Raw genomic sequence first — 16,949 nt, forward strand, 5'->3', positions numbered from 1 at the left:
GGCGTGTGTAGCGCCTTGTGTTGCGGGGCGGGTCGGGGACGTGTCGGGGGGGTGTCCGTCCTCGGAACGGCGCGGAATCGGTTCGCTGGCGAGGTGCTCGTGTTGACGCGCCAACCGCTGCGGGCGGACACCCCCCGACACGTCCCCTTGCCGCCGTACGCGGCTGCGGGTCCGCGGGGGAGTGCCCGTCCTGCTGCTGCCCTCGCGGCGCCGGTCAGCCGGCTGTGGCTCCTCGTCAGGCATCTCGCGGCGCTGCTGCCCGTGACGCTGCTCACGGCCCAGCAGACCTTCGCCGGGGGGCGGGCGCCGGTGGCGTGGGCGGTACGCGGGTGAGTCCGGCGACGCGGTGTGTCAGGTCAGGGCGCGGCCGTGGGACCTCAGGGTGCGCAGTGCTTCGATCGTCACGATGGGGCGGGCCTCCAGAGCGGTGCCCGGAGCCCACTGGCGCCAGCGGATCGGCCAGCCCCCGTCGTCCTGCTGGTCGCCTGCGAGGAAGTCCAGGGAGCGGGTCATTTCGTCGTCCGTGAACCACGCGCGCGCGAGGGAGCCCGGCGTCTTCGCGTAGTCGTGCGGGAAGTGGTGCTCGCCGGGGGCGTAGCCCGGGGCCACCGGGTACGCGTCGAGGCGGTCCGGGTCCAGGACCGCGAGCCGGTGCTCGCGTACCAGACGACCCAGGCGGTCGGCGGCCGCCTCCGCGCGGGGGCGGTCGGGAACGGAGTCCAGGAAGGCCACGGCGGCCTGGATCTCGTACGGGTGGGACTGTCGCAGGGACTCGACCGTGTGCCAGCAGAAGTCCGTGGCCCTGAACAGCCAGGCGTGCCACACCTCGTTGCGGTGCAGGAGACCGACCACCGGTCCCGTGGAGAGGAGTTCGCTCGGCGGGTCGTCCACGATCGGGATGAAGGGGGCCGCCGGGTAGCCGCGCTGGCTGGGATGGATCGCCGGGAGCGCGCCGTCCGGTGTGGAGACCGAGGTCAGATACCGGCATACGCGCTCCACGCGCTGTCCGCCGCAGCGTCCCACGGCGTCCAGCACCCGCAGTGCGTGACCGGTGTGCAGCGGCTGACTGACCGGGCCGCGCAGGTCGGGTTCCAGCGCGTGGCCGTATCCGCCGTCCTCGTTGCGATAGGCGTCCAGCGCCGTCTCCACGGGGTCGGGGCTTCCGCTCAGGAAGTGGTACGCGAAGAGGCGCTGCTCCAGCACCCGCGCGGTGAGCCAGACGAAGTGCTCGGCGCGCGCGAGCGGAGAGTGCGCCGGGGGCGTCGGGGGGAGTGGGGAAGCTCCTGTTTCGGCCATGTGTCAGACCGTAGGACGGAAAGCGGTGTCGGCAAGCGGTCCCGGCTCAGGCCCACCCTCAGGGGCGGGATACTGGAGTCATGCGGTTGACGGTCTTCTGGCAGCGAATGGCGGACCACTTCGGTCCAGGCTACGCCGACACCTTCGCGCGCGACCATGTGATGTCGGAGCTCGGCGGGCGCACGGTGCACGAGGCGCTGGACGTCGGCTGGGACGCGAAGGACGTGTGGCGTGTGGTCTGCACAGTCATGAACGTTCCGAGGGAAAAGCACTGATCGGTCACGAAGATCGCAGGACCGCAGCCGATGTCGGCCACATGGGCGAAACTTGCACTGTGGCACCCACTGACGAGACCGGCCAGGCCGTCCAGCACGACTCCCCGTTCGGTACGACGCCGCCCACCCGGCCCCCGGCCGACGGCGCCGCGGGGCCGAACGCCCGCATGCCGCGCTGGCTGCCGCGCGCCATGGTGCTCGCGCTCGCCCTCATCGCCGTGTTCCAACTGGGCAGTTGGGCCTTCCATCAGCTCACCGGCCTGTTGATCAACATTCTCATCGCGTTCTTCCTGGCCCTGGCCATCGAGCCCGCGGTGAGCTGGATGGCCGCGCGTGGCATGCGCAGAGGCCTGGCCACCGCCATCGTCTTCCTCGGCGTGATCATCGTCGCGGCGGGCTTCGTCACGCTGCTCGGCTCCATGCTCGCGGGCCAGATCATCAAGATCGTCGAGGACTTCCCGGCCTACCTCGACTCCGTCATCAACTGGATCAACACACACTTCAACACCGACCTGAAACGGGTGGACGTCCAAGAGGGCCTGCTCCGCTCCGACTGGCTGCGCAATTACGTGCAGAACAGCGCCACCGGCGTTCTGGACGTGTCCGCCCAGGTCCTCGGGGGGCTCTTCCAGCTGCTGACGATCGCCCTGTTCTCGTTCTACTTCGCCGCGGACGGCCCACGGCTGCGCCGCGCGCTCTGCTCCGTCCTGCCGCCCGCCAAGCAGGCCGAGGTGCTGCGCGCGTGGGAGATCGCCGTGAACAAGACCGGCGGCTACATCTACTCGCGCGGCCTGATGGCAGTCATCTCCGGAATAGCGCACTACATCCTGCTGGAGTTCCTGGATGTGCCGTACGCGCCCGTGCTCGCCGTGTGGGTGGGGCTGGTCTCGCAGTTCATCCCCACCATCGGCACCTATCTCGCGGGCGCTCTGCCGATGTTGATCGCCTTCACGGTCGATCCCTGGTACGCGCTCTGGGTGCTGATCTTCGTCGTGGTCTACCAGCAGTTCGAGAACTACGTGCTGCAGCCCAAGCTGACCTCGAAGACCGTCGACATCCATCCCGCGGTCGCCTTCGGCTCGGTCATCGCCGGCACCGCCCTCCTCGGCGCCGTCGGAGCGCTGATCGCCATCCCGGCGGTGGCCACGCTGCAGGCCTTCCTCGGGGCGTATGTGAAGCGGTATGCCGTCACGGACGACCCCCGGGTGCACGGACACCGGAGAGGGGCGGGACCCGGACTGCTCACGCGCGCGCGTGAGCTGTGGGCGCGCCGGCCGGGGGCACAGGACTCCGCCGACGGCTCCTCCTGAGGGACCGGCTGCCGTCCAGCGGTTCGTGCGCCGGATCGGCCGGCCCGCCGCCACGAGCGACACCACGGCATCCGGCGGCACGGTGGGGCGGCACGGTGGGACGGTCCGCGCCGGCGGAGGTCCGGCCGCCGATGAACCGCCCATGATCCGGAACGTACGGGGAGTGTTGCTACCCGGCGCAGGTCGATCCGCACGAGGCGGGCCGCCGAGAGCCAGGGCTGATCTGTCAGCGCAGGTCGAGCCGCATCAGGACCCTGGGATGACCGGCCAGCACGGAGGTGGTGTCGGCGGCGTGGACGAACCCCGCGCGTTCGAAGTTCTTGCGGATCCCGGCGTACGCCATCGTCAGGTCGACCTTGGCGTCATCGTTGTCGAGGGGATACGCCTCGATCGCCGGTGCTCCGTGGGCGCGGGCGAACTCGACCGCGCCGGCGATGAGGGCATGCGAGATTCCGTTCTTCCGGTGACCGGGGCGCACGCGGATGCACCACAGCGACCAGACCGGCAGGTCGTCGACGTGCGGGATCTTACGGTTGCGCGCGAAGGAGGTGTCCGAGCGCGGTGCCACGGCGGCCCAGCCGACCGGCTCGTCGCCGTCGTATGCGAGCACCCCCGGAGGGGGCTCCGCACGGCACAGCTCGGCGACGTAGTCACCGCGGGCCGGCCCGCGAAGCTCGTTGTTGAGCTTGGACGGGATCCGGTAGCTCAGGCACCAGCAGACGTTGGCCCCCGGTGACTTCGGGCCGAGCACGGCACGGACATCCTCGAAGACTGAAGCCGGGCGAACCTCGATGGCCATGGCACCACGATGTCACGGCGTACATGGCGGCGCCGCTCAGCTTCCGGTGCCACGGACCCGCATCCACCAGGGGGGGGCGATGGCACGCGCCCGGCCTTCGGTGACGCGGGACGCCGTAGTCTCGGAGGTGCCACGTGGTGCGCTTGACACAAAAATCGAACATCCATTCTTATGGAGGCTCCGGCGACGCTCTCGACGGGGTTTCGACATGGTTTTGACGGAGATGTGCCCCAGTTATCCACAGGCCGGACGAGCGTCGGGGCGCATTGTCAGTGGCAGGCGTTAGCGTCTGAGACGTGAAGCGATCGACTCAAGCAAATCGGGTGGAACCCATGGCAGGAACCGACCGCGAGAAGGCCCTGGACGCCGCCCTCGCACAGATTGAACGGCAATTCGGCAAGGGCGCGGTCATGCGCATGGGCGACCGCTCGAAGGAGCCCATCGAGGTCATCCCGACCGGGTCGACCGCGCTCGACGTGGCCCTCGGCGTCGGCGGTCTGCCGCGCGGCCGCGTCATCGAGGTCTACGGCCCCGAGTCCTCGGGTAAGACGACCCTGACCCTGCACGCGGTGGCGAACGCACAGAAGGCCGGAGGCCAGGTCGCGTTCGTGGACGCGGAGCACGCCCTCGACCCCGAGTACGCGCAGAAGCTCGGCGTCGACATCGACAACCTGATCCTGTCCCAGCCGGACAACGGCGAGCAGGCCCTGGAGATCGTGGACATGCTGGTCCGCTCCGGCGCCCTCGACCTCATCGTCATCGACTCCGTCGCCGCGCTCGTCCCGCGCGCGGAGATCGAGGGCGAGATGGGCGACAGTCACGTCGGTCTGCAGGCCCGCCTGATGAGCCAGGCCCTGCGGAAGATCACCAGCGCGCTCAACCAGTCCAAGACCACCGCGATCTTCATCAACCAGCTCCGCGAGAAGATCGGCGTGATGTTCGGCTCCCCGGAGACCACGACCGGTGGCCGGGCACTGAAGTTCTACGCCTCGGTGCGACTCGACATCCGACGCATCGAGACGCTGAAGGACGGCACCGATGCGGTCGGCAACCGCACCCGCGTCAAGGTCGTCAAGAACAAGGTCGCGCCGCCCTTCAAGCAGGCCGAGTTCGACATCCTCTACGGCCACGGCATCAGTCGCGAGGGCGGCCTGATCGACATGGGCGTGGAGCACGGCTTCGTCCGCAAGGCAGGCGCCTGGTACACGTACGAGGGCGACCAGCTGGGCCAGGGCAAGGAGAACGCGCGCAACTTCCTGAAGGACAACCCCGACCTCGCCAACGAGATCGAGAAGAAGATCAAGGAGAAGCTGGGCGTCGGAGTCCGGCCGGAGGTGCCGGCCGTCGAGCCGGGTGCGGACGCCGCGGTCTCCGCCGCAGCGGACGACGCCGCGAAGGCGGTGCCCGCTCCGGCGGCCAAGGCTGCCAAGACCAAGGCCGCGGCGGTCAAGAGCTGATCCATAACCGTGCCTGATTCAAATGCATGGCGAACCGGCTCCACGAACGCCGGGGTGAACGACGGCGAACCGGCCCACGGCATGGACGGGGCACACAACCGCAGGGCGTCGTACGGCAGGGGCGGGTCGTACGGCGACGAGCCGGGCGGTGGACAGCGGCTGGACGGAGGGCCGGACGACGGCTCGGCGTTCGGCGCCGATGCGCACGCCGGTGGCTCGCGCCGGGGCGGGACCCGTGGCGCGGGCGGCGCACGCGGACGCCGTCGGCGCGGCCGTCCGGAGCCGTCCGGTGAGGACGGAGGCACCTCCTCTTCGTCGAGGGCCGGGCAGGGGGAGCCTTCAGGGGACCCGGTGGAGCAGGCACGGGCGATCTGTCTGCGCCTGCTCACCGGGACCCCACGCACGCGGAAACAGCTCGCGGACGCCCTGCGCAAACGGGAGATCCCGGATGACGCCGCCGAGGAGGTGCTGTCGCGGTTCGAGGAGGTCGGCCTGATCAACGACAGCGCGTTCGCCGACGCCTGGGTGGAGTCCCGGCACCACGGCAGGGGACTGGCGCGGCGCGCACTCGTCCAGGAACTGCGGACCAAGGGCGTCGACTCCACCCTGATCGACGCGGCCGTCGCCCAGCTCGACTCCGAGCAGGAGGAGGCGACCGCGCGCGAGCTCGTCGTCCGCAAGCTGCGCTCCACCCGCGGCCTGGACCGCGACAAGCGGCTGCGCCGCCTCGCGGGGATGCTCGCTCGCAAGGGCTATCCCGAGGGCATGGCCCTGCGGGTGGTCCGGCAGGCGCTGGAGGAGGAGGGCGAGGACACGGAGTTCCTCGGGGACGAGGGGTTCTGAACGAGGCTTTCGGGGGCGGATGCGTTCCGACCGAGTCTTCGGGGGCGAGGGCTCGGAACGGCGAGAGGGTTGCGTGGCTCGGCGGCCCGGACACGGTGGACGCGCGGGGGCGCCCATCGCGTTCGGGAGCCGGGCCACGCCGCGGAGCACGTCCGCTCGTCCCTCGCCGGCTTCCTCGTACGCCGGTTTCCAGCGCCGAGGTGGGGCTGACCCCCGGCTGAAGACGCCGGGGCACCGCAGTGCACGGAGACCTGTGCACAGACGACTGTGTACGCATGCCACAGGAACCCGGTGCAGAGCGAGAACCGCACACCTCCGCCCAGGAGCCGCAGGCCCCCATGACGGGCCGCGCCGCACCGGCGGTCACGCCCTTGGTGTACGTCGGTGTCGTGGCCGGCGCGGGTCTGCTCGCCCTCGCCGCCACCGCCGTACCCGGTCGCACCGCGCTCAGGGCCCGGCCGGTGACGGCGACCACGGCGAAGGAGTAGGCAGACCGTGGCAAGGGGCAGAGGTCCTACGACGTCACCGGAAGCCCGGCTGCCTTCCACGCCTGGAATCCGCCGACAAGATCGGTGGCCCGGCGCAGCCCCAGCCGATGCAGGGACTCGGCCGCCAGGCTGGAGGCGTAGCCCTCGTTGCAGATCACCACGACCCGCAGGCCGTGGCCGGTGGCCTCGGGGGCGCGGTGGCTGCCCCGCGGATCGAGGCGCCACTCGAGCTCGTTGCGCTCCACCACGAGGGCGCCGGGGATCAGGCCGTCCCGCTCGCGCAGGGCCGCGTAGCGGATGTCCACCAGCAGCGCGTCCCCGGCCCGGACGGCGTCGTACGCATCCTGTGGCTCGATCCGCTCGTATCCCTCGCGGACCCGCTCCAGCAACTCGTCGATACCGACCGCTCGTTCGTCCAGGCCGCTCATCGCCGACCCTCCGTTTCTCCCGTTCCGGTCACTGTCTCGCGTCCCGCTCACTGCCAGTCCTCCGGGCGTTCCACCTGCTCCAGGTGCAGGATCTGACCGGTGCGGCTGTAGCGGCGGATTCGTGGCAGCGGCGGGTAGTAGGCGTGGACGGAGATCGCGTGCCGCTCGGGGGACTCGTTGAGGACCTCATGGACGTGGTGGCGGCCGAAGGCGCGGCCCTTTCCGGCCAGCAGCCGGCGCTCCCGGTCCACGCCCTCGGTCAGTTCCAGCGTCTTCCAGCCGTCGGTGGGCAGCCGTGCGGCGAGTGAGTTCTCCTTGAGCTCGCCGGAGGCGGTGAGGAAGGCGCCGACCGAATCGGCGTGGTCGTGCCAGCCGGTGCCGCTGCCGGGCGGCCAGCCGATCAGCCAGGCCTCGCTGCCGCCGGGCCCCTCCAGCCGTACCCAGGTACGGCCCTCCGGGTCGAGCGGGAGCGAGGCGATCAACTCGGTGTCGGCGGCCGTACGACGTACGAAGTCGAGCAGGTCCGCCTGCGTGGGGGCGGTGACTTCGGCAGATCCGCCGGGGGAGAGAAGGGGAGACACAGACACAGACACCGTCCTGAAGAAGCGTTCGCGAGGAGCGCGCGGCAACGCGGGAGCGGCGCGCGCTTTGAGAAAGGGGGATGCGAATTCAGCAGGACGGGCGACACACGCAGCCCGCGTAGCGGACGAGGTCCATGTGGACCCTCCGCCACAGGCGCACACAGGTGTCGGTCATGATCCGGAGTACACCACGACGGTGCGGACCGGTCAACTCACTGTCACTATGTGGACGCAGCGTGACAGTGAGCCCGGAAACAGGCAGGACGAGTACGGAGCGTTATCGCGAACCGGCCCCCGCGCCCGCTTCCGCCTTGGCCGGCCCGCCCAGTGCCGCCTCGGCCGCCGTGTACAGGTCGGCCGGCCGTACCCCGGTCAGCGCCGTGACCAGGTGACCGTCGGGCCGTACGAGAAGGACGGTGTGGGGGGCGGCGCCCGGGTACTCCTCGGCGACCAGCAGCTCGGCCGGGTGCGGCAGCGCGGTCACCGCCGCGGCCAGACGGGGCATGATCCCGGCGGTCACCCAGTGCTTGCGCTCCCACACGCCCGTGCCCGGCGCGATCAGTACGACGAGCAGCGCGCAGCGACCGAGGCGGTCCCGCAGCCGTACGAAGGAGCCGTCCTCCGCGGTGACCCGCACATCGGTGACCTGCGCCCCGGGCGGAGTGTCGACGGGGGTCTCGCCTTCGAGGTGCGGGGGTGCGAGCGGCGATTTGGCGTACGCCCCCGGCGCACCGAGCGTGCCGCGCCCCAAGTGACCTTCCGTGAGGAGCGCGTCGTGGCCACGGGCCGAGCCGGGGACGTAGGCGCGCAGGCCTCCGCCGCCGCGCAGCAACGGCAGTGCCTGGTCGGCGGCGCGCAGGCGGGCGGCGACGACCGCGCGCCGCTCGGTCTGGTAGCTGTCGAGCAGCGCCTCGTGCGGCCCGTGGTGCCAGGCCAGCGCCAGCTTCCAGGCGAGGTTGTCGGCGTCCCGCAGCCCCTCGTCCAGCCCCTGTGTGCCGAGCGCCCCGAGCAGGTGTGCCGCGTCCCCGGCGAGGAACACTCGGCCGGCGCGCCAGCGGCGGGCCACTCGGTGGTGGACCGTGTGCACGCCGGTGTCGAGGAGTTCGTACGGCGGTGTCGAGCCGCCGGTCCAGCCGGCCAGGGTCTCCCGGACGCGTCCCACCAGCAGCTCGGGCGTGACCAGGTCCTTGCCCGGGGGCAGCAGCCAGTCCAGTCGCCACATTCCGTCCGGCAGGGGGCGTCCGGTGATCTCGCCGGCCGACGGGCCGGAGGTCCGCCACGGCGGCATCCGGTGCAGCAACGCTTCACCGGGCCAGGGGAGTTCCGCGCGCAGTGTGGCCACGGCTTGTCGCTCCACCGCCGTACGGCCCGGGAAGCGGATGTCCTGGAGCTTGCGTACCGTCGAGCGGATGCCGTCGCAGCCGACCAGGTAACTGCCGCGCCACCAGGTGCCCTTGGGGCCGCGGGTGTGGGCCGTGACGCCTGAAGGTTCCTGCTCGATGGAGTCGAGGCGGCTGTCCACGGCGATCTTGACGAGGGGCTGGCCGGCGACGGCGGCGCGCAGGGCGCCGGTGAGCAGGTGCTGGGCGATGTGGAGCGGGGCGGGGCCGGCACTGAGGAGGTCCGTGTCGCCGTCGGCGGCGGTGTCGTCCGTGCCGCCGAACGTGACCTTGCGCATCACCTGCTTGCGCCGCATCGACCTCCATCCGGCCCAGTGGACGCCGGCCTCGGCGAGCGGCACGCCGGTCAGCCGCTCCATCAGGGCAGTGGTGTCCTCGCGCAGCACCACCGTGCGCGCGAGACGCGGTTCGTCCTTGCCCGGTCCCTCGTCGAGGACGACGGAGGGCACCTCCTGACGGGCCAGCGCCAGGGCGAGCGTGAGCCCGACGGGCCCCGCTCCGACGATGATCACCGGATCCACGGCGCGGCGCCCCCTGCCCGCAGCGGTGTCCCGAGGGACGTGAGTGAACAGGAAGGTGGAGCAGGGTGCACGATCACGGAACGTATGCAACCTATTGCCGGTGCTTGCGTCAAGTGACGGTGACCTCGGCATGGCTGAGCGTTGTTCAGCTGGTGACGGCTCGCCCATGGCCGAGGACGCCACGGCTGGTGTGCCGGCCCTCCATCCGGCCCTCCATCCGGTCCTCTGTCCGGTCCTCCATCCGGTCCTCTGTCCGGTCCTCCATTCGGTCCTTTGTCCGGTCCTCCTGGGCGGCCCGGGACGGGCCCGGGCGGCCTGCCTGAGCGGTGGGCCTCAGACCGGCAGAGCGGCAGAGCGGCAGAGCGGCGACGCCGGGCGCGCCGCCGCGAAGGGGGTCACATCTACGACACCTACGAATCGAAGGCAACGGTGCCCTGCCCTCGCCGCCGCGACAGGCAGGACACCGCGCCCGGTCATACCGGGAAGGCCGGCCGGAAGTTCACCGGCCGCCGGTTACTTCCCGGGGCGGTCCGTGGTGTCGCCGTCGACGGGGCCGAGGGGCCCCTCGGCGACGTCGAGGACTCCCGGCTGTTCGGCCGGCTCGGCGGCCGCGGCCACCGCGACACCGGTCTTCGCACGGCGCCCGCGCCGTTCGATCCAGGTGGCGAGCGAGGAGAGCGCGAGGCACATCGCGATGTAGATCGCGCCGACCACGATGGTGACCGCCGTGAACGGGTTCTCGCCGTTCACGATGATGTTGTTGGCCATCGTGCGCGTGGCGAAGAGCAGCTCCGTGTACGTGATGATGTAGCCGAGCGACGTGTCCTTGAGGGTGACCACGAGCTGGCTGATCATCGTCGGCAGCATGGAACGCACCGCCTGCGGAAGCAACAGGGTGGTCATCACCTGGTACTTGCGCAGTCCGAGCGCGTAGGCCGCCTCGACCTGTCCGCGCGGCACCGCGTTGATTCCCGCGCGGAACACCTCGGCCTGGACCGAACCGTTGTAGACGGTCAGGCCGATGACCAGGCCCCAGAAGCCGGTGTTGTCGCCGATGGCCCCGAGGTCGTTCTTGTAGGTGAGGAACAGCACCCACAGGGCGTAGATCGTGATCAGCAGGGGTACCGCGCGGAACACCTCGATGAACGTCGTGGCGAACCAGCGGACGGGCTTGTGCTCGGATACCCGGGCGATGGCGAGCAGCAGACCGAGCACGAGGGACAGCACGCCGGCGACGGCGAACACCTTCAAGGTGGTCAGCAGGCCGTCACGGATGTTGGCCCGCACGCCGGCGTTGTTGAAGATGTCCCACACCTCGGGCTCCAACTGGCCCTTGGCGTCCATCCGATACACGACAAAGACGATCAGACCGACCACGGCCAGGGAGCCGACCACCGTGTAGAGGCGGTTGCGCAGCCGAGCCCGAGGCCCCGGCGCGTCGTAGAGAACACTCGAGCTCATCGTGCGACCCCCAGCCGCCGCTCCACCAGGCGGAAGAAACCGCTGATGGAGAAAGTGATGACGAGGTAGCCCAGGGCCACCCACAGGAAGATCCAGGCGATGGCGAAGCCCTGATCGCTGAGGAGCTTCTGTACGCCGAACAGTTCAGTGACGCTGAACGCGCCCGCGATCGCGGAGTTCTTCGTCAGGGCGATGAAGATCGAGCTCAACGGTGGAATCACGGTGCGCGTGGCCTGGGGCAGCACGATCAGACGCAGCGTCTGCGTGAAGGTCATGCCGATGGAGCGGGCGGCCTCGGCCTGTCCCACGGGCACGGTGTTGATACCCGAGCGGATGGCCTCGCAGACGAAGGCCGAGGTGTAGAAGCCCAGCGCCAGGAGGGCCTTCGTCCACGGGCTGAGGCCCGGCACGAAGATCACGGGTATGACGAACCACGCGACGAGGAAGAGCAACGTCAGAGGAGTGTTCCGGAAGAGCGTGACCCAGGCGGTGCCGAACAGCCGCAGCGGAGGCACGGGAGAGACGCGGAACCCGGCGATGATGACACCCAGCACCATCGCGAGAAGTCCGCTGGCGAGGGTCAGCAGGACGGTGCCGATGAACCCCTCACGGAATTCCGTGAGATGGTCGAGCAATACGTTCACGGAGAAGGTCCTCGTGGGCGGCGTACGGGCAGGGACGGCACCGTCCCGGGCGCATCGGTAGCGCACGCCCGGGACGGACGGTTGGTGACGGTCGGGTCGGGCGCCCCGGTCGCGGCGCCCGACCGATGCCTCAGTAGCGCTCGATGGCCGGGGGCGCGGTGAACGCGGAGCCGGACAGGCCGAGCGTGGCGTCGTACGCCTTCTTGTAGTCGCCGTTCTTCTCGTGCGCCTCGAGGGCGTCGCTGACGGCGTCGCGCAGTGCCTTGTCGTCCTTGTTCATGCCGACGCCGTACGGCTCCTTGGTGAACGGCTTGCCGACCACCTTCAGCTTGGTCGGACGCTGAGCGGCGTACCCCTTGAGGATCGCGTCGTCGGTCGTGACCGCGTCGACCTCGTTGTTGAGCAGCTGCTGCACGCACTCCGAGTACTTGGACAGCTCGATGGTCTTGGCACCGTACTTGGGCTTCTTGATCTCCTGAAGCGGAGTCGAGCCCTTGATGGAACAGACCGTCTTGCCCTTGAGCGAGTCGGGGCCGGTGATGGCCGTGTCGTCCTTGCGGACGAGCAGGTCGGCGCCCGCCAGGAAGTACGGGCCCGCGAAGCCGACCTGCTTCTTGCGCTCGTCGTTGATCGTGTACGTACCCACGTAGAGGTCGACTTCGCCCTTGGAGATGGTGGTCTCGCGGACGTTCGAGTCCACCGTCTTGAACTCGATCTGCGAGGGCTTGAAGCCGAGGTCGGCCGCCACCATCTTGGCGATCTCGATGTCGAAGCCGGAACGCTTGCCGTCGGTGTCCTCGAAGCCCAGGTACGGCTGGTCGTTCTTCGCGCCGACGACGAGCTTCCCGGCCTGCTGCGCCTGCTTCAGCGTGGGGGAGTCGATCTTGACGTCCGTGGCGACGGTGTACGTCGGAAGCTTCGGCTGGGTCTTGCCGCCGGTTTCGCCGGGCGCGTCACCGGCGTTGCCGGACTCGCCGCCACAGGCCGAGACGGTCAGTGCGAGAACGGCGATTACCGCCGCGGAGGCGGACTTGCGGAGCTTCATGGTGGGAACATCCTTTGTCTGTGAGGAGATGCCGTCAGGGGCGGTGACGCAGGTCGAAAGGCGGCGTACGCCGTCAGTGATGCAGGATCTTCGACAGGAAGTCCTTGGCGCGGTCGCTGCGCGGGTTGCCGAAGAACTGGTCGGGCGTGGCCTGTTCGACGATGCGGCCGTCCGCCATGAACACCACCCTGTTGGCGGCCGAACGAGCGAAGCCCATCTCGTGGGTGACGACGACCATGGTCATGCCGTCCTGGGCGAGCTGCCGCATGACCTCCAGGACCTCGTTGATCATCTCGGGGTCGAGCGCCGACGTGGGCTCGTCGAAGAGCATGACCTTGGGGTCCATGGCCAGGGCGCGCGCGATGGCCACGCGCTGCTGCTGGCCGCCGGAGAGCTGTGCGGGGTACTTGTCCGCCTGGTTGGCGACACCGACCCGGTCGAGCAACTGGCGGGCCTTCTCCTCGGCCTTCTTCTTGTCGGCCTTGCGGACCTTGATCTGGCCCAGCATCACGTTCTCGAGCACGGTCTTGTGCGCGAACAGGTTGAAGGACTGGAAGACCATCCCTACGTCGGCGCGCAGTCGGGCCAGCTCCTTGCCCTCCTGGGGCAGCGGCTTGCCGTCGATGGCGATCGTGCCGGAGTCGATCGTCTCCAGGCGGTTGATGGCGCGGCACAGGGTGGACTTTCCGGACCCGGAGGGTCCGATGACCACGACAACCTCGCCGCGGTCGATCGTCAGGTCGATGTCCTGGAGCACGTGCAACGCGCCGAAATGCTTGTTGACGCTCTTCAGGACGACCAGTTCTCCGGTCGCGGCCACATCTTCCTTGGCCACCGATACTTCGGTCATCGCTCTCTGGCTCCGTCCTCCTCGGTTTCGGAGGACCTTAGTAACCCACGCCACCAGCGTCATTACATCTGAGGGGAATCTGAGGATCACGATCCGATAGCAATCGGACACCTGTCGTAGCACTTATGAGCTGGGCGCGTATCGGCCGGGTAACGGAAGCGGCGCGCAACCGGAACCCTCTTGACGCCGTCCTCATTCATCAGCGTCACTGCCATGTGCACGCGCGCGTGCCCGCGTTTTTCTACCCATCCAGTTCGTACGTCCGATGAACCGAAGGGGGCCCGGATGAGACTGCTCCTCGTCGAGGACGACAACCATGTCGCAGCCGCCCTGTCCGCGGTCCTGGCGCGGCACGGTTTCGACGTCACGCACGCCCGCAGTGGCGAGGAGGCCCTCCAGGCCCTCGTCCCGGAAGGCGCCGGCTTCGGAGTCGTCCTCCTCGACCTGGGGCTGCCCGACCAGGACGGATACGAGGTCTGCGGCAAGATCCGCAAGCGCACCAGCACGCCGGTGATCATGGTCACCGCGCGTTCCGACGTCCGCTCCCGCATCCACGGCCTCAACCTCGGCGCCGACGACTACGTGGTCAAGCCGTACGACACCGGAGAGCTGCTCGCCCGGATCCACGCCGTCAGCAGGCGCACCGCCCACGAGGACGCCTCGGAGGGCGCCGAGACCGCGCTGCGCCTCGGTCCGGTGCACATCGAACTGCCCACCCGCCAGGTCAGCGTGGACGGTTCGGTCATCCAACTCACCCGCAAGGAGTTCGACCTCCTCGCCCTGCTGGCCCAGCGGCCCGGCGTGGTCTTCCGGCGGGAGCAGATCATCAGTGAGGTGTGGCGCACCAGTTGGGAGGGGACGGGACGCACCCTGGAGGTGCACGTCGCCTCCCTGCGGGCCAAGCTGCGCATGCCGGCCCTGATCGAGACCGTACGCGGCGTGGGCTACCGGCTCGTCGCCCCGGGCTCGTAGCGGGGCCGGGTGCGCACACGTCTCCTCCCGCTGCTCATCGTCCTGATGGCGGCCGTGCTGCTCGCCCTGGGCATCCCGCTGGCCGGCAGCGTGGCCGCGGCCCAGCAGCAGACAGTGGTCGTCGACCGGATCGACGACACGGCACGCTTCGCCGCCCTCGCCCAGTTCGTCACCGACACCCCCGGCGAGGCGAACGGGCGCAGGGAGACGCTGGCCAGCGAACTCACCAGCTACCACGAGGTCTACGGCATCCGGGCCGGTGTCTTCTACCGCAACCGCATCCCCATGGCGAAGGCGCCGTCGAGCTTGGTCCTCCCCGCGGCGGGCGAGATACGCGACGCGTTCGACGAGGCGCTGCTCAGCCGGCGCAGCCACGACCCCAAGCAGGTGTGGCCCTGGCAGCGCAACCGTCTCGTCGTCGCCTCGCCGGTGATCCGGGACGGTGACGTCATGGCGGTCGTCGTCACCGATTCGCCCACCGGACAGATGCGGTCACGGATCCTGCACGGCTGGCTGGTCATAGGAGTGGGCGAGACCGCCGCGATGCTGCTGGCCGTCGGCGCCGCCCTGCGGCTGACGGGCTGGGTCCTCAGGCCCGTACGCGTCCTCGACGCCACCACCCACGACATCGCCACCGGCCGCCTGAAGTCCCGGGTGGCGGTCGCCGGCGGCCCGCCGGAACTTCGCAGGCTGGCCCGGTCCTTCAATGAGATGGCGGACAACGTCGAGGACGTCCTGGAGCAGCAGCGCGCCTTCGTCGCCGACGCCTCGCACCAGCTGCGCAACCCGCTCGCGGCGCTGCTGCTGCGCATCGAACTGCTCGCTTTCGAACTCCCGGAGGGCAATCAGGAGATCGCCTCGGTCCAGGCCGAGGGCAAGCGCCTGGCGCAGGTTCTCGACGACCTGCTCGACCTCGCCCTGGCCGAGCACACCGAGGCGGACCTGAGGGTCACCGACATCGGCGCGCTGACCGCCGAGCGCGTCGCGGCCTGGACGCCGACCGCCGAGGCCAAGGGCGTACGGCTGGTGGGCGACTGCCCGCCCACCACCGCCTGGGCCGACCCGGTCACCCTGTCCAGCGCGCTGGACGCGGTGATCGACAACGCGCTGAAGTTCACGCCGAAGGACGAGATCGTCGAGGTCACGGTCGCCTCCGACGGCGACACCTCCACCGTGGTGGTCACCGACAACGGCCCGGGCCTGACCGACGAGGAACTCGTCCGCATCGGCGACCGCTTCTGGCGCAGCGGTCGCCACCAGAACGTCAAGGGGTCCGGCCTCGGCCTGTCCATCTCGCGGGCCCTGCTCGCGGCGGGCGGCGGCTCGATCGCGTACGACCACCACGAGCCGCACGGGCTGACGGTGACGGTGAAAGTACCCCGGTCGAGGCCGGTGGCGTGAGGTCGTGTGCGCACAACGCCGTACGGCGAATCGCGACGCGCTCCTGAGGTTTCCCTACGTCGCGCGTCCGGCTCGTACGGCGTACGGCTGAGGCGGCGTACGACGCTTCCCGGACCCCGTGCAACGGTCCGCGTGAGGCTTCCTACGGCTTGACGGAGCGGTAGTAGCGCCGGGCGCCGTCGTGCAGGGCCAGCGGGTCGGTGTAGATCGCCGTGCGCACGTCGACCAGCTGGGCGGAGTGGACGGTCGAGCCGATGTTGTCCCGGCTGTTGATCACGGTCCGGGTGAGCCACTCGGTGACCCGGGGGTCCATGTCCTTGCGCGCCACCAAGAGGTTGGACACCGCCAGCGTCGGCACGGGGGCACCGTTCTGGATGGTGGGATACGCCGACTCCGGCATGTCGGTGGCGCGGTAGTAGCGCGCGGCACCGCCCTGCTTGTGCAGCTTGGCGACGAAGGCGGCGTCGATGGGCACGAATCGGAAGGTCGAATTCTTGGCGAGCCGTGCCAGCCCGCCCGTGGGCAGCCCGCCCGACCAGAAGAACGCGTCGAGGCCGTGTCCCAGCCGCTTGGGTCCGGTGTCGATGCCGTCCGACGAGGGCGTGATGTCCTTCTCCGGGTCGATGCCGGCCGCCCTGAGCACCGCGTTGGCGATCAGCCGTACACCCGAGTCGGGCAGCCCTATGGCCACCCGCTTGCCCCGCAGGTCCGCGACGGAACGAATGTCCGAGTCCGGCGGGACGACGAGCTGGACGTAGTCGTCGTAGAGGCGGGCGACACCGCGCAACCGGTCGGCGCCGGTGCTGCCGTCGATCTTGTACGTCTCCACCGCGTCGGCCGCGGCGATCGCGAAGTCGGCCGTCCCGGTCGCCACGCGTGCGACGTTCTCCTGCGACCCGTGGCTGGTCAGCAACTCCACCTTCAGATCCGGCATGTTCTTGTGGAGCGCGGTGCGCAGGAGGTCGCCGTACGCGTAGTACACCCCCGAGCGGGTGCCGGTGCTGAACGTGATCGTCCCGCCCGGCGGCTCCTCGCCCCAGGGCCGCAGCCACCACAGCAGCAGCCCGAGGACCACGAGGCCGGCCGCCGAGCCCTGCAGGGCCCGACGCCTGCCGATACGGGGCAACACCTTGGACATGCGCGTGATCCTGCCAGCCCTTGTGCCCGCTGACCAGCAT

The 16,949-nt window shown here is 69.9% G+C and carries 19 protein-coding genes; 8 read left to right on the forward strand and 11 right to left on the reverse strand.

Features of this window, described 5'->3' with window-relative positions; all coding sequences use genetic code 11:
* Positions 1–102 precede the first annotated feature (102 nt).
* A complete protein-coding gene (locus Q4V64_RS38560) occupies positions 103–333 on the forward strand; it encodes a hypothetical protein (protein ID WP_124438791.1) in 231 nt (76 codons plus the stop codon).
* Between the two features lie 18 nt (positions 334–351).
* On the opposite strand, the gene Q4V64_RS38565 is transcribed toward Q4V64_RS38560, so the two are convergent.
* Entirely contained in the window at positions 352–1,296 is a 945-nt protein-coding gene (locus Q4V64_RS38565; protein ID WP_124438790.1) for a hypothetical protein, read from the reverse strand.
* An 80-nt stretch (positions 1,297–1,376) separates the two neighbouring features.
* Here Q4V64_RS38565 and Q4V64_RS38570 point away from each other — a divergent pair, with 80 nt between their 5' ends.
* Both Q4V64_RS38570 and Q4V64_RS38575 read left to right on the forward strand, forming a co-directional pair.
* A complete protein-coding gene (locus Q4V64_RS38570) occupies positions 1,377–1,571 on the forward strand; it encodes a DUF3046 domain-containing protein (protein ID WP_124438789.1) in 195 nt (64 codons plus the stop codon).
* A gap of 59 nt (positions 1,572–1,630) precedes the next feature.
* Complete coding sequence (locus Q4V64_RS38575; protein WP_172629095.1) at positions 1,631–2,881, forward strand: AI-2E family transporter; 1,251 nt, start codon at positions 1,631–1,633, stop codon at positions 2,879–2,881.
* A 226-nt stretch (positions 2,882–3,107) separates the two neighbouring features.
* Here the strand turns inward: Q4V64_RS38575 and Q4V64_RS38580 are convergent, their stop codons facing one another.
* Positions 3,108–3,680: a GNAT family N-acetyltransferase gene (locus Q4V64_RS38580; RefSeq protein WP_124438788.1), complete on the reverse strand. Its 573-nt coding sequence runs from the start codon at positions 3,678–3,680 to the stop codon at positions 3,108–3,110.
* 332 nt (positions 3,681–4,012) lie between these two features.
* Between Q4V64_RS38580 and recA the strand changes: the two genes are divergently transcribed.
* The 3 genes from recA to Q4V64_RS38595 all read left to right on the forward strand — a co-directional run bounded on the left by recA (position 4,013) and on the right by Q4V64_RS38595 (position 6,468).
* On the forward strand, positions 4,013–5,137 hold the full coding sequence (recA, locus tag Q4V64_RS38585) for a recombinase RecA (protein WP_124438787.1): 1,125 nt from the start codon (positions 4,013–4,015) through the stop codon (positions 5,135–5,137).
* 81 nt (positions 5,138–5,218) lie between these two features.
* Complete coding sequence (recX, locus tag Q4V64_RS38590; RefSeq protein ID WP_124438814.1) at positions 5,219–5,980, forward strand: recombination regulator RecX; 762 nt, start codon at positions 5,219–5,221, stop codon at positions 5,978–5,980.
* A 275-nt stretch (positions 5,981–6,255) separates the two neighbouring features.
* Positions 6,256–6,468, forward strand: a complete 213-nt coding sequence (locus tag Q4V64_RS38595) for a hypothetical protein (protein ID WP_124438786.1) — start codon at positions 6,256–6,258, stop codon at positions 6,466–6,468.
* 26 nt (positions 6,469–6,494) lie between these two features.
* On the opposite strand, the gene Q4V64_RS38600 is transcribed toward Q4V64_RS38595, so the two are convergent.
* The 8 genes from Q4V64_RS38600 to Q4V64_RS38630 form a co-directional block, all read right to left on the reverse strand.
* Positions 6,495–6,896 carry a rhodanese-like domain-containing protein gene (locus Q4V64_RS38600; protein ID WP_124438785.1) on the reverse strand — a complete coding sequence of 134 codons (402 nt, stop codon included), beginning with the start codon at positions 6,894–6,896 and terminating at the stop codon, positions 6,495–6,497.
* Positions 6,897–6,943: 47 nt separating this feature from the next.
* Positions 6,944–7,489: a cysteine dioxygenase gene (locus Q4V64_RS38605; protein WP_124438784.1), complete on the reverse strand. Its 546-nt coding sequence runs from the start codon at positions 7,487–7,489 to the stop codon at positions 6,944–6,946.
* Positions 7,490–7,565: 76 nt separating this feature from the next.
* Entirely contained in the window at positions 7,566–7,652 is an 87-nt protein-coding gene (locus tag Q4V64_RS55500) for a putative leader peptide (RefSeq protein ID WP_313960178.1), read from the reverse strand.
* 102 nt (positions 7,653–7,754) lie between these two features.
* Positions 7,755–9,398, reverse strand: coding sequence for an FAD-dependent monooxygenase (locus Q4V64_RS38610; RefSeq protein ID WP_124438783.1), 1,644 nt, complete (start codon positions 9,396–9,398; stop codon positions 7,755–7,757).
* Positions 9,399–9,911: 513 nt separating this feature from the next.
* The gene (locus tag Q4V64_RS38615; RefSeq protein WP_124438782.1) at positions 9,912–10,859 is read right to left on the reverse strand and encodes an amino acid ABC transporter permease; all 948 of its coding nucleotides are present in this window, start codon (positions 10,857–10,859) and stop codon (positions 9,912–9,914) included.
* Positions 10,856–11,503, reverse strand: a complete 648-nt coding sequence (locus Q4V64_RS38620) for an amino acid ABC transporter permease (RefSeq protein ID WP_124438781.1) — start codon at positions 11,501–11,503, stop codon at positions 10,856–10,858. Before Q4V64_RS38620 ends, Q4V64_RS38615 begins: the two co-directional genes overlap by 4 nt.
* Positions 11,504–11,633: 130 nt before the next feature.
* A complete protein-coding gene (locus tag Q4V64_RS38625) occupies positions 11,634–12,548 on the reverse strand; it encodes a glutamate ABC transporter substrate-binding protein (RefSeq protein ID WP_124438780.1) in 915 nt (304 codons plus the stop codon).
* A gap of 73 nt (positions 12,549–12,621) precedes the next feature.
* The gene (locus Q4V64_RS38630) at positions 12,622–13,398 is read right to left on the reverse strand and encodes an amino acid ABC transporter ATP-binding protein (protein ID WP_124438779.1); all 777 of its coding nucleotides are present in this window, start codon (positions 13,396–13,398) and stop codon (positions 12,622–12,624) included.
* Between the two features lie 285 nt (positions 13,399–13,683).
* On the opposite strand from Q4V64_RS38630, the gene Q4V64_RS38635 reads away from it, so the two are divergent.
* Both Q4V64_RS38635 and Q4V64_RS38640 read left to right on the forward strand, forming a co-directional pair.
* A complete protein-coding gene (locus Q4V64_RS38635) occupies positions 13,684–14,370 on the forward strand; it encodes a response regulator transcription factor (RefSeq protein ID WP_124438778.1) in 687 nt (228 codons plus the stop codon).
* A 9-nt stretch (positions 14,371–14,379) separates the two neighbouring features.
* Positions 14,380–15,771 (forward strand): HAMP domain-containing sensor histidine kinase, encoded by a 1,392-nt coding sequence (locus Q4V64_RS38640; RefSeq protein ID WP_124438777.1) that lies wholly within the window; start codon positions 14,380–14,382, stop codon positions 15,769–15,771.
* 142 nt (positions 15,772–15,913) lie between these two features.
* On the opposite strand, the gene Q4V64_RS38645 is transcribed toward Q4V64_RS38640, so the two are convergent.
* A complete protein-coding gene (locus tag Q4V64_RS38645) occupies positions 15,914–16,909 on the reverse strand; it encodes a TAXI family TRAP transporter solute-binding subunit (protein WP_124438776.1) in 996 nt (331 codons plus the stop codon).
* Between the last annotated feature and the right edge of the window lie 40 nt (positions 16,910–16,949).

Source organism: Streptomyces sp. NL15-2K, assembly GCF_030551255.1.
Taxonomy (GTDB): Bacteria; Actinomycetota; Actinomycetes; order Streptomycetales; family Streptomycetaceae; genus Streptomyces.